The organism is Comamonas sp. (assembly GCF_036643215.1).
Taxonomy (GTDB): domain Bacteria; phylum Pseudomonadota; class Gammaproteobacteria; order Burkholderiales; family Burkholderiaceae_C; genus Comamonas.
The window spans coordinates 1-15111 of record NZ_JAVXSJ010000045.1; the positions used below are offsets into that span (position 1 = coordinate 1).

The 15111-nt window shown below is 59.1% G+C and carries 11 protein-coding genes; 9 read left to right on the forward strand and 2 right to left on the reverse strand.

Annotated elements, in window-relative coordinates; genetic code table 11:
* The 5 genes from RSF91_RS18380 to RSF91_RS18400 form a co-directional block, all read left to right on the forward strand.
* A partial coding sequence (locus RSF91_RS18380; protein ID WP_332569780.1) for a hypothetical protein occupies positions 1-176 on the forward strand: 176 nt, incomplete at its 5' end.
* A gap of 63 nt (positions 177-239) precedes the next feature.
* Complete coding sequence (gene odhB / locus RSF91_RS18385) at positions 240-1469, forward strand: 2-oxoglutarate dehydrogenase complex dihydrolipoyllysine-residue succinyltransferase (RefSeq protein ID WP_332569771.1); 1230 nt, start codon at positions 240-242, stop codon at positions 1467-1469.
* 83 nt (positions 1470-1552) lie between these two features.
* The gene (gene lpdA / locus RSF91_RS18390) at positions 1553-2980 is read left to right on the forward strand and encodes a dihydrolipoyl dehydrogenase (RefSeq protein WP_332569772.1); all 1428 of its coding nucleotides are present in this window, start codon (positions 1553-1555) and stop codon (positions 2978-2980) included.
* A gap of 151 nt (positions 2981-3131) precedes the next feature.
* Positions 3132-4229 carry a cell division protein ZapE gene (zapE, locus tag RSF91_RS18395; RefSeq protein ID WP_332569773.1) on the forward strand — a complete coding sequence of 366 codons (1098 nt, stop codon included), beginning with the start codon at positions 3132-3134 and terminating at the stop codon, positions 4227-4229.
* Positions 4230-4302: 73 nt separating this feature from the next.
* Complete coding sequence (locus tag RSF91_RS18400) at positions 4303-5049, forward strand: hypothetical protein (RefSeq protein ID WP_332569774.1); 747 nt, start codon at positions 4303-4305, stop codon at positions 5047-5049.
* A gap of 131 nt (positions 5050-5180) precedes the next feature.
* Here the strand turns inward: RSF91_RS18400 and RSF91_RS18405 are convergent, their stop codons facing one another.
* Positions 5181-5948 (reverse strand): PP2C family protein-serine/threonine phosphatase, encoded by a 768-nt coding sequence (locus RSF91_RS18405; protein ID WP_332569775.1) that lies wholly within the window; start codon positions 5946-5948, stop codon positions 5181-5183.
* A gap of 135 nt (positions 5949-6083) precedes the next feature.
* Here RSF91_RS18405 and RSF91_RS18410 point away from each other — a divergent pair, with 135 nt between their 5' ends.
* Positions 6084-8141 (forward strand): ATP-dependent DNA helicase, encoded by a 2058-nt coding sequence (locus tag RSF91_RS18410; RefSeq protein WP_332569776.1) that lies wholly within the window; start codon positions 6084-6086, stop codon positions 8139-8141.
* A 102-nt stretch (positions 8142-8243) separates the two neighbouring features.
* Here RSF91_RS18410 and RSF91_RS18415 read toward each other — a convergent pair whose 3' ends face one another.
* A complete protein-coding gene (locus RSF91_RS18415; RefSeq protein WP_332569777.1) occupies positions 8244-9035 on the reverse strand; it encodes an outer membrane protein assembly factor BamD in 792 nt (263 codons plus the stop codon).
* A 258-nt stretch (positions 9036-9293) separates the two neighbouring features.
* On the opposite strand from RSF91_RS18415, the gene dnaE reads away from it, so the two are divergent.
* The 3 genes from dnaE to RSF91_RS18430 all read left to right on the forward strand — a co-directional run.
* Positions 9294-12827, forward strand: a complete 3534-nt coding sequence (dnaE, locus tag RSF91_RS18420) for a DNA polymerase III subunit alpha (RefSeq protein ID WP_332569778.1) — start codon at positions 9294-9296, stop codon at positions 12825-12827.
* A 360-nt stretch (positions 12828-13187) separates the two neighbouring features.
* Positions 13188-13553: an ATP-dependent Clp protease adapter ClpS gene (gene clpS, locus RSF91_RS18425; protein WP_099737102.1), complete on the forward strand. Its 366-nt coding sequence runs from the start codon at positions 13188-13190 to the stop codon at positions 13551-13553.
* A gap of 63 nt (positions 13554-13616) precedes the next feature.
* On the forward strand, positions 13617-15111 hold a 1495-nt coding region (locus tag RSF91_RS18430; protein WP_332569779.1), incomplete at its 3' end, for a Clp protease N-terminal domain-containing protein.

A 15111-nucleotide genomic window follows, 5' to 3' on the forward strand; every position in this document is an offset into this window, starting at 1 on the left:
TCTTCATTCAGCACAATATTCACGAAAACATGCGTGAAGGCCAGAAGCTGGGCTATTCCGGTCGCGCTGCGTCCGCATCGCCTGCTGTGGGCTACTCGCATCTGCACCAAGAGCAACAAAAGGCACTGGTGGAAGGCGCATTCGCCAAACTCAAGGGTTTTGTTCTGACCAAATAAGGCAGTCAAACCGCTTCTCTACGTTTGTTCGTATCAGACAAAACACTTTTGGAAAGAAATAAAATGGCTATCGTTGAAGTCAAAGTCCCCCAGTTGTCCGAATCCATCGCTGAAGCAACCATGCTGACCTGGAAGAAAAAGGTTGGCGAGGCTGTGGCCGTGGACGAAATCCTCATCGAAATCGAAACCGACAAGGTCGTGCTCGAAGTGCCTGCTCCTTCGGCTGGCGTGATCACTGAAATCCTGCAAGGCGACGGTGCAACCGTGGTGGCTGAGCAACTGATCGCCAAGATCGACTCCACAGCTGTGGCGGGTGCCGTTGCTGCAGCTCCGGCTGCTTCGGCTCCTGCTGCTGCTCCCGTGGCTGCACCTGCTGGTGCGGACAAGAGCGGTGTGGCCATGCCTGCTGCTGCCAAGATCCTGGCCGACAACAACCTGTCCGCAGCCAATGTGGCTGGTTCGGGCAAGGACGGCCGCGTGACCAAGGGTGATGCACTGAACGCCATCAAGGCTGGCGCTGCCATCCCAACCGGCGCACCCAAGGCTGCACTGGCTCAGGTGGCTTCGCCTGCCGCTCCCGCAATTCTGGGCGAGCGCCCAGAGCAGCGCGTGCCCATGACACGTCTGCGTGCCCGTATTGCCGAGCGTCTGCTGCAATCGCAAGCCACCAACGCCATCCTGACCACGTTCAATGAAGTGAACATGGCTCCCGTGATGGACATGCGCAAGAAGTTCCAGGACCAGTTCACCAAGGAACATGGCGTGAAGCTGGGCTTCATGTCCTTCTTCGTCAAGGCTGCTGTGCACGCCCTGAAGAAGTTCCCCGCGGTGAACGCTTCGATCGACGGCAACGACATCGTCTACCACGGTTACTTCGACATCGGTATCGCCGTGAGCTCGCCTCGCGGTCTGGTGGTGCCCATCCTGCGCAATGCAGACCAGATGAGCTTCGCTGACATCGAAAAGAAGATTGCCGAGTTCGGTCAAAAGGCCAAGGAAGGCAAGCTGGGCATTGAAGAAATGACTGGCGGTACCTTCTCCATCTCCAATGGCGGTACCTTCGGCTCGATGATGTCCACCCCCATCATCAACCCCCCTCAGTCCGCCATTCTGGGTGTGCACGCCACCAAGGACCGCGCTGTGGTCGAAAACGGTCAGATCGTGATTCGCCCCATGAACTACCTGGCCATGTCCTATGACCACCGCATCATCGACGGCCGCGAAGCCGTTCTGAGCCTGGTGGCCATGAAGGACGCGCTGGAAGACCCATCCCGTCTGCTGTTTGATCTGTAATTCCCCGCAGGTCGAGATTCGATAAGGCCCACCACCAAAAGCGGTGGGCTTTTTTGCAGCCAAACAGAGTAAAGATTTAAATCATGAGCAAGCAATTTGACGTCGTCGTGATCGGCGCAGGCCCCGGCGGCTACATCGCTGCAATCCGTGCAGCACAACTGGGTTTCAACGTCGCCTGTATCGACGAGTGGAAGAATGCTGCCGGCGGCGCTGCTCCCGGCGGTACTTGCACCAACGTGGGTTGCATCCCCTCCAAGGCACTGCTGCAGTCTTCCGAGCATTTCGAACATGCCAAGCTGCACTTTGCTGACCACGGCATCTCCACCGGCAAGGTTGAGATGGATGTGGCCAAGATGATCGCCCGCAAGGAAGCGATCGTGAAGCAGAACAACGACGGCATTCTGTACCTGTTCAAGAAGAACAAGGTCACCTTCTTCCACGGCCGTGGCTCCTTCGTCAAAGCTGCTGAAGGCGGCTATGAAATCAAGGTGACTGGCAAGGAAGAAGAAGTCATCACCGGCAAGCAAATCGTTGTGGCCACTGGCTCCAACGCCCGTGCACTGCCCGGAGTGCCGTTCGACGAAGAGCAGATCCTGTCTAACGACGGCGCTCTGAGCCTGGAAAAAATGCCTAAGAAGCTGGGCCTGATCGGCGCTGGCGTGATCGGTCTGGAAATGGGTTCGGTCTGGCGTCGTCTGGGTACGGAAGTGACCGTGCTGGAAGGCATGGACAAGTTCCTGCCCGTGGTGGACGAGCAAATCGCCAAGGAAGCCAAGAAGGCTTTCGACAAGCAAGGTCTGAAGATCGAGCTGGGCGTGAAGATCGGTGAAGTCAAGGCTGGCAAGAAGGGCGTGTCTGTTGCCTACACCAACGCCAAGGGCGAAGCCCAGTCGCTGGACGTGGACAAGCTGATCGTGTCGATTGGCCGTACTGCCAACACCATCGGCCTGAACGCCGAAGCCGTGGGCCTGGCTTTGGACGAGCGCGGCGCCATTGTGGTGGACGACCTGTGCAAGACCAACCTGCCCGGCGTGTGGGCTGTGGGTGACGTGGTGCGTGGCCCCATGCTGGCGCACAAGGCTGAAGAAGAAGCTGTGGCCGTGGCCGAACGCATCGCTGGCCAGCATGGCCACGTGAACTTCGCCACTCTGCCTTCCGTGATCTACACCAGCCCCGAAGTGGCATGGGTGGGTCGCACCGAGCAGCAGCTGAAGGCCGACGGCGTCAAGTACAAGGCCGGCACTTTCCCCTTCCTGGCCAACGGCCGCGCGCGCGCGCTGGGCGACACGACCGGCATGGTCAAGTTCCTGGCCGATGCCGAGACCGACGAAATCCTGGGCGTGCACATGGTTGGCCCCATGGTGTCCGAGCTGATCTCTGAAGCCGTGGTAGCCATGGAGTTCAAGGCATCGAGCGAAGACATCGCCCGTATCTGCCACGCCCACCCATCGCTGTCCGAATCCACCAAGGAAGCCGCTCTGGCTGTGGACAAGCGCACACTGAATTTCTAAAGTTTTATCAGTCTTGCGCGCAGGTTTTTGACATGGCTGTGAAGTACCCGCGCGCAAGCTGAGTTTCTTTTAGAATTTGGACCCAAATGGCTGCTAGCGCTTAATACATAAGCGGTAGCAGCTATTATTTTTTGAGCATCTGGAGACGACGGTGAATGTAAAACAGGCCTACGAGGCAGAACTGGCCGCCAAGGGATTCAAAAGCGATCCTGCACAACTGCATGCTGTTGAGGCGTTGCAGCGCTGCGCTGATGAATGGACGGCCTACAAAGGCAAGCGCTCCAATGCTCTCAAAAAACTGATCAATCACCCCGACCTGCCCAAGGGCGTTTACATGTACGGCGGGGTAGGGCGTGGCAAGAGCTTTCTGATGGAATGCTTTTTCAACGCCGTGCCCATCAAGCGCAAGGTGCGTCTGCACTTTCACGAATTCATGCGTGAGGTGCACCGCGAGATGCACCTGATGCAGGGCACGCAGAACCCGCTGAGCGCGCTGGGTGCCAAGATCTCCAAGAAGTACAAGCTGATCTGCTTTGACGAGTTTCACGTCGCCGACATCACGGACGCCATGATTCTCTACAAGCTGTTGGAATCGCTGTTTGCCAATGGCGTGGGCTTTGTGACGACCTCCAATTTCGAGCCGGACGGGCTCTACCCTGGCGGCCTGCACCGGGACCGCATCCTGCCTGCGATTGCCTTGCTCAAGGAGCGCATGGAAGTGGTGAATGTGGACAACGGCACTGACTACCGCCGCCGCACGCTGGAAGACGCCAAGCTCTACCACTGCCCGCTGGGCGCCGAGGCTGAAGCAGCGATGCAGGAGACCTTTAATCGTCTGGCCGAAGCCCATGACGAAGAGCCCGTGATGCAGATCGAGACCCGAAAAATTGCGGCCAAGCGCCGTGCGGGTGGCGTGGTCTGGTTTGATTTTCGCGAGCTGTGCGGCGGTCCGCGCTCGCAAAACGACTACCTTGAAATTGCCACGCAGTTTCACACCGTCTTGTTGTCTGATGTGCCTGAGCTGCATGTCAACATGGCATCGGCCGCGCGGCGTTTTACGCTGCTGGTGGATGTGCTGTATGACCGCCACGTCAAGCTCATCATGTCGGCTGCGGTGCCGCCAGAGCAAATCTATACTGAGGGTCCGTTGTCCCATGAATTCCCGCGCACCGTCTCGCGTTTGAACGAGATGCGCTCCAAGGAATATCTGGCGCTGGAGCGCCGCGTGGTCGACACCAGCTTGACCTGATAGTCAAGCGCTGCTGCCAGGCGTTTTAAGATGCCTGTATACCTGTCTGTACTAAAGCCTCAAGTTGATGAAGATGCCTAATCCTTTTGCCCAGCTGACCAGTTGCCGCTTTACTGCTCTGGCACTTGCCCCCATTGCAGCGGTCTGGATGCTTTGCGCGCCGGCCAGCGCACAGGTGTCGGGCGAGGGACAGCAGACGCAAAAAGCTGTGGCGCAGCAGCAGCGCGAGCAGTTGTTGAAAGAGCACGAAGCAGAGCGCGCAGAAATTGTGCGCCAGCGCGCTCTGATCGAGCAGCAGCGTGTGGCTGAGGACAAGCTGTGCTACCAGAAGTTCTCCGTCGAAGGCTGCCTGGCCGATGCGCGCGAGAAAGCCCGACAGAAGGATGTCCCGCTGCGCGCACGCGAGCTAGAGCTCAACGATATTGAGCGCAAGGACAGAGCGGCGACCAAGCTCAAGGACATTGAAGATAAAAAAGCCAAAAATGCAGCTGCGCCCATGAAATCGCAAAAACGCGATGGTGTGGACAAGAATCCACCATCGCCGACGGGCGTGGGTGCCAAGCCGCCTGTGGATGAGCAGGCGGTGCAGGCTCAGCGGCAGAGCGAAGCCCAGCAGCGTGCCAGCAAACAGGCTGATTACCAGCGCCGCCATGAGCAAAGCCGTGCTAACGCCGATCAGGGCAGGACAGAGCGCGAAGCCAAGGCCAGAGCGGCCCGTGAGGCCAAGCTGAAAGAAGCGGCTGACCATAAGACCCATGCGTTGAAGCAGGCTCAGGAACGCGGCAAAACCTCTGCGCCGCTGCCTGCACCTGCGCCTTAAATGCCTTGAAAATCTCAGGCCTTAAGAGACAGAGATTTTCCCTCAGTTATAGAACTTGCTATTGAAAGCATTGCTGAAAGCGCTTGTATTTAAAGCGCTGGAGGCTTTTTTATCTGATTTTGAAGGGCTGATTAGTTGGCGTTTTCAGGTTCAGCCAGCTTCAAGATTGCCAGCGACAGGTTGTCGCCACCGCCCGCTGCGCGCTGGCGGGCTTTTTCAATCAGAAACTCCGAAGCCTCACGGGGCGAGAGTCCATCTACTACGGTGGCAAGCTCTTGCGTGGTGAAGTAGTGCCAGACGCCGTCGGAGCAGGCCATCAGCGTATCGCCGGGCTGCATTTTTTCGATGAGATGGTGAACCATGGGCGGCGGGCTTTCCGCGCCGAGACAGCCCAGCAAAATGTTCGACTGCGGGTGGTTGTTGGCTTCGTCCTCGGTGATGTCGCCACGGTCGACCAGCGCCTGCACATAGGAATGGTCAAGCGAGCGGTGCACGAGACGATTGCCCCGGAAGTGATAGAGCCGCGAATCGCCAGAATGCATGAAGTGACAGACACCATCGGGCAGCACCACAAAGGCGGCGACGGTGCTGTGGGGCTCTTGCTCTGAAGCGATGGCAGTGAGGCGAATGACGGTGTGCGCATCCTGCACAATGGTGCGCAACATGCGCGTGCAGTCTTCCTTGGCCGGTTCAAAACGCTCAAACAACTGGCGCGCCGTGAGCATCACCTGATCGGATGCCTTGCGCCCGCCGCTGCGCCCGCCCATGCCGTCTGCCACGATGCCAAGAATGCAGCCTCGGGCATAGGGGTGAGTCATCAGCAGAACTTGGTCTTGCTGATATTCCCGATCGCCACGATGTATGCCAGTTGCGGCCTGGATGCGATAGCTGGATGACATGAGTAAGTTTAAAGGGCTGGAATGGCGCTGCTTTACGTTGCGTTACATTTTATCGGCCGGAAGCCTGTTTTAAATGGATATTTGCAATCTTATGTGAGGTTGCACTGACTTTGCTTGTATGAAGGTAAAACGGTTTTGACTCAGTTGCTGGATGCGGTCGCACAAGTGTTTTCTGCGGACGGGGCACTGTCCCTGGCTGAACCCGCTTTTTTGCCGCGCTCGGGCCAGACCCGCATGGCGCTGGCTGTGGCGCAGGCCATTGAAGAGGGTGATGTGCTGGTGGTCGAGGCGGGCACGGGCGTTGGCAAGACCTATGCTTATCTGGTGCCCGCATTGCTCAGCGGCCAGCGCGTGCTGGTGTCTACCGCTACCAAGGCATTGCAGGATCAGTTGTTTGCGCGTGACTTGCCAAGGTTGGTGCATGGCCTTGGCCTGCCGCTGCGCATGGCGCGGCTCAAGGGGAGAGCGTCTTATCTGTGCATTGAACGGCTTGAGCGAGTGCGCCAGGGCCGTACGGCACCGCAAGACCCTCAGGTGTTGCGCACCGTGGCCGATGTGGAGCGCTGGGCCAGAATCACCCGTACGGGTGACTTGGCGGAGATGACAGCGCTGGATGAGCGCTCGCCAGCTGTGCCGCTGGTAACGTCCACCAAAGATAACTGCTTGGGCTCGGACTGCCCGCACTGGCAGGCCTGTCACGTCAATCTGGCGCGCCAGCAGGCGCTGGAGGCTGATGTGGTGGTCGTCAATCACCACCTGCTGTTTGCAGACCTGGATGTACGCGACAGCGGCATGGCGAATCTTCTGCCCAACACCGGCGTGGTCGTTGTCGATGAAGCCCATCAGCTCAACGATATTGGCGTGCAGTTTGCGGGCGAGGCATTGTCCAGTCAGCAATTGGTGGGCTATGCACGCGATGCTCTGCGGGTGACGCAGGAGCATGCACGCGGCATGGCGGACTGGCTGGTGCTGTGTGCAACGCTGGAGCAGGCCATGCGCGAGTTGCGCCTGCAGGCCGGCAAGCCCACGGTGGGCGGCCGCCTGCCCTGGCAGGGCATTACGCCGCAGGGGCTGGATGGGGCGAAATGGCGTGCGGCGCTGGTACGACTGGGGCAAAGCCTGCGCGCGCTGCTCAAACCTCTGGCAGTGATGGAAGCCATGGCGGCCGAACTGCAGCGCCTGTATGAGCGCGGCGTTGAATTGCTGGCAAGGCTTGCCCGGTTTGCAGGGTCTGCTGACGATGATTGTGTGCGCTGGCTGGAAGTGGGCACGCAGCACCTGCGCATGCTGGAGTCACCGCTGTCGATTGCCCGCATCATGCAGCAGCGCCTGCAGCAGCGCACGCTGGATAAGGATGTCAATAATGAGAGCGAAGATCGCAATGCCAGCGGGCGCAAGGCATGGATTTTTACCTCGGCCACACTGGGCAATGATGCGCGGCTGAGCTGGTTTACGGACTCCTGCGGGCTGCACGGCGCAAAGGTGCTGCAAGTGGAGAGCCCGTTTGACTATCACCATCAGGCGGGTGTCTATGTGCCCCAGCCTTTTGCGGCGGCGGGTAGCGCCCAACACAGCCTGCAGGTGGCACAACTGGTTCTGGATGCGGCGCAGCGCATCGGCGGACGCACACTGGTGCTGACCACGACTCTCAAGGCCTTGCATGCGATCAGTGAATCGCTGCGTTCTGCCCTGGGCCTGTTTGCTGATCTGGATGTGCTGGTGCAGGGCGAAGCACCCAAATTGGCACTGATTCAGCGCTTTATGGCTGCAGGTGCCAGCCAGTCGCCTCCGCAGCGGGGTGCGATTCTCGTGGCATCAGCCACGTTCTGGGAAGGCGTGGATCTGCCCGGTGATGTGCTGCAGCTGGTGGTGATCGACAAGCTGCCATTCCCCCCGCCCGATGACCCGCTGGTTGAAGCGCGCTCGCGGCAGCTGGAACGCGTGGGGCGAGCAGCCTTTCACGACTACATGATTCCCGAGGCTGCGCTTGCGCTCAAACAAGGTGCGGGGCGCTTGATTCGCAGTGAGTCTGATCGCGGGGTGCTGGTGATTTGCGACGGTCGGCTGGTCAGCATGGGCTATGGCGGCCAGCTGATGGCGGCGTTGCCACCTATGCGGGTGCTGGGAAGTCAGTCCGAGTTTGAAGAAGCGCTGGAACAACTGGCTGCAGAACGCGGCCAAGGCAAGCGCTGAATCCACCTTGAACCCTGCGCATAAACAAAAAAGGATACGCAATGGGTATCCTTTTTTGGGCCAGCTTGGGCGACTAAGTTGACGGCTGTGCAGCGCGTTCGCTTACCAGAGCTTCCACCAGGAAGCCTTTTTTTGCTCAACGGGTGTGGAAGCTGCGCTGCCGTAGCTGCTTTCCAGCACGCGCTGGGCATCGTCGCGCAGCTGGGTCATGCCCAGTGCGTCATAGGAGTTGACGAGGATGACCATGGCTTCGCGCACGGCAGGCACGTTCTGGTAGTCGCGCACGGCGGTCTGGGCGCGGGCGATGGCGGCCACATAAGCACCGCGGCCATAGTAGTACTTGGCCACGTGGACTTCATACTGGGCCAGCGAGTTCACGATGTACTGCATGCGCTGGCGGGCATCATCCGAGTACTTGGACTCAGGAAAGCGTGTGACCAGCTCGCGGAAGGCTTCAAACGAATCCTTGGCGGCCTTCTGGTCGCGCTCGGACAGGTCCTGGCGCGTCAGCCAGCCGAACATGCCCAGGTTGTCGTTGAAGTTGACCAGACCCTTCAGATAGAGGGCATAGTCCATGGCGGGGCTAGCGGGGTGCAGCTTGGTAAAGCGGTCCAGCGTGGCCAGAGCCTGCACTTTGTCGCCAGCCTTGTACTGGGCGTAGGCTTTTTCCAGCTGGGCCTGCTGAGCTAAAGGCGTGCCTGCGGCGCGGCCTTCGAGCTTTTCAAACAGGGGCACGGCCTTGTCAAAGGCACCCGAGGAAGACTCTTCACGCGCTTCGGTGTAGATGCGTTCGGGGGTCCACTTGGCCGTCGGGTCGTCCTTGGTGCTGGAGCATCCCGCCAAAGCGGCGGCGATTAACACGGCAGGGACAAGAGTCAGTGAAATACGCGGCATGGTGGACAGTTTTCTGACAATCATTAGCGGTAGTTGGAGGTAGGCCCAGCAGATATTTTGGCTGGGCGAAAGCCCCACACCATACACCACCAGACCCGGACCTTCCCGAAAAAGGATCGAAGCATTGTAATGGGCAGCCGTGCTGCCTCAGTGAGTTACTGGCGTCTTTACGCTGGACTGGCAATGCATAGCGATGCAAACATGGAAACAGAAGCATTGAGCCCGCAGGGATGACGCGCTCTTTCTACAATAGCGCCCATGTTTGTCCATCTGCGCCTGCACACCGAATTTTCCGTGGTTGACGGAACCACCCGCATCAATGCCATGATCAAGGCCGCTGCCGAAGATGGGCAGGTGGCGATGGCCATCACCGACTTCAACAACCTGTTTGGCGGCATCAAGTTTTATCGCGAAGGCCGCGCCAAGGGCGTCAAGCCTGTGCTGGGGGCCGAAATTGTGCTGGAAGGGCTGGGCGACTCGCCGGCCTCGCGCATCATCGTGCTGGTGCAAAGCAAGCAGGGCTATCACAACCTTGCCGAGCTGCTGGCCCGTGGCTGGACGCGCAATGTGGTGCGTGATCAGGCTCAGCACAAATGGGAATGGCTGGAGGAGCTGGGCGAAGGCCTCATTGTGCTGGCGGGCGCACAGGCCGGCCCCGTGGGCATTGCCTTGACCCGTGGTGATGAAAAAAGCGCAGGCGAGATTGCGCAGCGCCTGGCCACCATCTTCCCCCATCGTTTTTACATGGAAATTCAGCGTGCGGGCCGTGCGGATGACGAGTCGCATTTGCTGGCGGCCGTCAAGCTGGCCAGTCGTTTGAATTTGCCGGTGGTTGCCACCCACCCGATTCAGTTTTCCACGCCCGACGACTATGAGTCGCACGAGGCCCGGGTCTGTATTTCCGAAGGCGAAATTCTGGGCAACGCCAAGCGCGTGCGCAAGTTCACGCGCCAGCAGTATTTCAAGACCGCTGCGGAAATGGAGCAGCTGTTTGCCGATATCCCCAGCGCGATTGAAAACACGCTGGAAATTGCTCGCCGCTGCAGCCTGACGCTGGAGCTGGGCAACCCGCAGCTGCCCAACTTCCCCGTGCCGGAAGGCATGACCATGGACGAGTTCTTTCGCCAGGAGTCTTATCAGGGGCTGGAAGAACGTCTGGCGCATCTCTACCGCGATCCTGCCAAGCGCGATGCAGAGCGCCCGCGCTACGTAGAACGGCTGGAGTTTGAACTGGGCACCATCATGAAGATGGGCTTCCCCGGCTACTTCCTGATCGTGTCGGACTTTATCAAGTGGGCCAAGGCCAATGGCTGCCCGGTGGGCCCGGGTCGTGGATCGGGTGCCGGCTCGCTGGTGGCCTATGTGCTTAAGGTGACCGACCTTGATCCGCTGGAATACAACCTGCTGTTTGAGCGTTTTCTGAACCCAGAACGCGTCTCCATGCCTGACTTTGACATCGACTTTTGCCAGGGCAATCGCGACCGGGTCATCGACTATGTAAAGGACAAGTACGGTCGCAATGCGGTCAGCCAGATTGCCACTTTCGGCACCATGGCTGCGCGTGCGGCGATTCGTGACGTGGGCCGTGTCATGGACATGAGCTACATGTTCGTCGACGGCATCTCCAAGCTCATCCCCAACAAGCCCGGTTTGCATGTCACCCTGAAGTACCCGCCCAACCCCAAAAAGGAAGGCGACAAGTACACCTATGCCATTGAGGCCGAGCCGATTCTGGCCGAGCGCATTGAGAGGGAAGAAGATGTCAAGACCGTCATCGAGATGGCGCAAAAGCTCGAAGGCATGTGCCGCAACATCGGCATGCACGCCGGTGGTGTGGTGATTGCGCCGGGCCGTCTGGCTGACTTCTGCCCGCTGTATCAGCAGCCCGGCAGCACTTCTGCCGTGGCCATGTATGACAAGGACGACGTGGAACTGGTCGGCCTGGTCAAGTTCGACTTTTTGGGCCTGGCCACGCTGACCATTCTGGAAATTGCGCGCGAATTCATCATGAAGCGCCACAAGGGTCAGGAGAATTTCCAGTTCGAGAACATTCCGCTGGATGACTACCCGACTTACAAACTGTTCTCGGACGGCAAGACCGAAGCCGTGTTCCAGTTTGAGTCGCGCGGCATGCAGCAGATGTTGAAGGAAGCCAAGCCTTCGCGTCTGGAAGACCTGATTGCGCTGAACGCCCTGTATCGTCCCGGCCCCATGGATCTGATTCCCAGCTTTATTGCCCGCAAACACGGGCAGGAAGTGGTGGAGTACCCGCACCCCATGGTCGAGAAGGTGCTGGCCGAGACCTACGGCATCATGGTCTACCAGGAGCAGGTGATGCAGACCGCCCAGGTGCTGGGTGGCTACAGCCTGGGCGGCGCCGACTTGCTGCGTCGTGCCATGGGCAAGAAAAAGCTCGAAGAAATGGCCAAGCACCGCGCCTTGTTCCGCGAAGGCGCGGCCAAGAACGGGCTCAATGAGACCAAGGCCGACGAAGTTTTTGACTTGATGGAAAAGTTCGCGGGCTACGGCTTCAACAAGTCGCACGCCGCTGCTTACTCCCTGCTGGCCTATCACACGGGCTGGCTCAAGGTGCATTACACGGCCGAGTTCTACTGCGGCAATATGACCGTGGAAATGGACAACACCGACAAGCTCAAGGTGCTGTACGAAGATGCGCTGCGCATGGGTATCACCTTCGAGATGCCCGATGTGAACCGTGGCGTGCACCGCTTTGAGCCGGTGACCGACAAAGTCATACGTTATGGGTTGGGAGCCATTAAGGGTACTGGGCAAGCTGCTATCGAAGCGATAGTGGCTGCGCGCAACGGCGTGGGCACAGGGCCTAACGGCCATGAAAAAGGCCCTTTCAAGAGCCTGTTCGACTTCTGCCTGCGCGTGGACCGCAGCCGCCTGAACAAGCGCACGGTTGAGGCGCTGATTAAAGGCGGTGCCTTTGATTCGATTGACCTCAACCGCGCATCGCTCATCGCTACGCTCGATGTGGCCATGGGCTTTGCCGCCAAATCGATTGCCAATGCGGACCAAGGCGGTCTGTTTGACATGATGGGCGACGACGCCGTGGGCTCCAGCACCGCAGAGCCGCCTATGGCCGATGTGCTGCCCTGGGGCGTGAAGGAAAAGCTGACGCTGGAGAAAACCGCCATCGGCTTTTACCTGACGGGCCACCTGTTCGATGAGGTTGAGGCCGAAGTGCGCCGTTTTGTGCGTACCCCCATTGCCGAGATGCGCGACAGCCGTGAGGCACAGACCATGGCCGGCATCATCAGCGGGCTGCGCACCATCAACGGTCAGCGCGGCAAGCTCAGCATCTTCACCATCGACGATAAATCGATGGCGATTGAGGCCTCTGTGGATGAAAAAACCATGGCCGCCTGTGCCGATGTGCTCAAGGAAGACGAATTTGTCGTCGTCTCAGGCCGCCTGCAGCCCGATCGCTTTAGCGGTGGTCTGCGTATGAAAGTACAGCAAATGTGGGCGCTGTCCGATGCCCGCTGCCGCTACGCCCGCTATCTGCAGGTCAGCGTGGGTGAAAACATGCCCGACGTGCCGGGCCTGCTGCGCCAGTTTCCGGCCAAGGTAGAAGAGACCGAAAGCGGCAATGTCACCCATGGCGTGAAGGTGCGACTCGATCTGGTCTGCAAGGACGATCGCGGGTCTGCCAGTTGCGAGCTGGAGCTGGGTGAGAGCAGCCGCTTCTACCCTTCAGATGCAGCGCTGGCCGCCTGGTATGGCTCGGTAGGCGCAGGCCAGGTGAAGGTGATTTATAAGTAAAAAACAGGCCTGTTGAGGCTTACTCGAAGATCGCGCAGCAGCCCCGAGGGGCGGTGCATGGACAGCCGCCATTCGTCGTTGCGTTGCTGGTGCGGGAGTTGCGTCCGCACTGCGCACCAAGCCTGAAATGGCAGCCGGCCATAGGTCTTCGCGACTTCGAGAAAATCTCTGCAGACCCTGCCGCCATCGTTTGAATGCACATCAAACGGTGGCTTGATTTTTTGATAGCGTTCAGCGCTTGCTGGGCATGGGATTTCAATGGATTTCCCTTGGTTTGCCTATATTTGCGTTTGACCCGCTTGAAATCCCTAACAATGCTATGCATATGCCAGCGCAAAAACATTGCAACGGCTCGCTAGAATGGATTTCATGGCAACCCAACCCCCATCAATTCCCCCGGTCTCGCCAGCGATCAGAACGCCTGACGGTGGTGACGCTTTGGTGCTGGAGCGCCGTCGTCAACGGCTTCAGCCGCCGCGCATGTATCAGGTCGTGATGCTCAACGATGACTTCACGCCCATGGAGTTTGTGATTGCAGTGCTGCAGGAGCTTTTCAACAAAGACCGCGAATCCGCCACACAAATCATGCTCAAAATTCATCTGGACGGTCGCGGTATCTGCGGCGTCTATAGCCAGGATGTTGCTGCGACCAAGGTCGAGCAGGTGCTTCAAGCGGCCCACAAAGCCGGGCATCCGCTGCAAGCGACATTCGAGCCTGTTGAATAAGCGCAGACCGCCCTCAGATTAGTTAGCAGTGAGTCAAACCAAGCAAGCCGAAAGGAGTCGCACATGATCGCTCAGGAACTGGAAGTCAGCTTGCACATGGCGTTTGTCGAGGCCCGTCAGCAGCGCCACGAGTTCATTACCGTGGAACATCTGCTGCTCGCCTTGCTGGACAACCCCAGTGCAGCCGAGGTGCTGCGCGCATGCGCGGCCAATATCGACGATCTGCGTTCATCGCTGTCCAACTTCATCAAGGACAACACGCCGCAGGTGGATGGCACCGACGAGGTGGATACGCAGCCCACGCTGGGATTCCAGCGTGTGATTCAGCGCGCCATCATGCATGTGCAGTCCACAGGCAATGGCAAAAAAGAGGTGACGGGCGCCAACGTGCTCGTGGCCATCTTTGGTGAAAAAGATTCGCATGCCGTGTACTACCTGCACCAGCAGGGCGTGACACGTCTGGACGTGGTCAACTTCATTGCCCATGGCATCAAGAAGGGTGAGCCACCAGAGCCCGCCAAGGCCGATGCGCCTTCGGAGAGTGAAGAAGGTGGCGGCAGCGAGCGCAGTGAAAAAGCCTCGCCGCTGGAGCAGTTCACGCTCAACCTGAACGTGGCCGCCAAGGAAGGCAAGATCGATCCGCTGATCGGGCGCGAATACGAAGTCGAGCGCACGATTCAGATCCTCTGCCGCCGTCGCAAGAACAACCCGCTGCTGGTGGGTGAAGCGGGCGTGGGTAAGACCGCTATTGCCGAAGGTCTGGCATGGCGCATTACTGAAGGCACGGTGCCTGATGTGCTCAAGGATGGCGTGGTCTATTCGCTGGACATGGGCGCGCTGCTGGCCGGCACCAAGTACCGTGGTGACTTCGAGCAGCGCCTGAAGGGCGTTCTCAAGTCCCTCAAGGACAAGCCGCACGCGATTTTGTTCATCGACGAAATCCACACGCTGATCGGTGCCGGTGCGGCATCGGGCGGCACGCTGGATGCGTCCAATCTGCTTAAGCCTGCGCTGTCCAGCGGTCAGCTGCGCTGCATTGGTGCGACCACATTCACGGAATACCGTGGCATCTTCGAAAAAGACGCGGCCCTGTCGCGCCGTTTCCAGAAGGTGGATGTGGTCGAGCCGACTGTGGCTGAAACCGTGGACATCTTGAAGGGCCTGAAGTCACGCTTTGAAGAGCACCACAGCATTCAATACGCTGCGGAAGCCCTGCAGGCCGCGGCTGAGCTGTCGGCCAAGTACATCAACGACCGTCACCTGCCCGATAAGGCGATTGACGTGATCGATGAAGCCGGTGCCGCCCAGCGCATTGCCCCTGAGGACAAGCGCAAGACCTTGATTGGCAAGGCCGAGATCGAAGCCATTGTGGCCAAGATTGCACGCATTCCCCCTGCCAATGTCAGCAACGACGACCGCAGCAAGCTGCAGACGCTGGAGCGTGACCTGAAGAGCGTGGTCTTTGGCCAGGACAAGGCGCTGGAAGTGCTGGCGTCCGCCGTCAAGATGGCGCGCTCGGGTCTGGGCAAGCCGGACAAGCCGATTGGCTCCTTCCTGT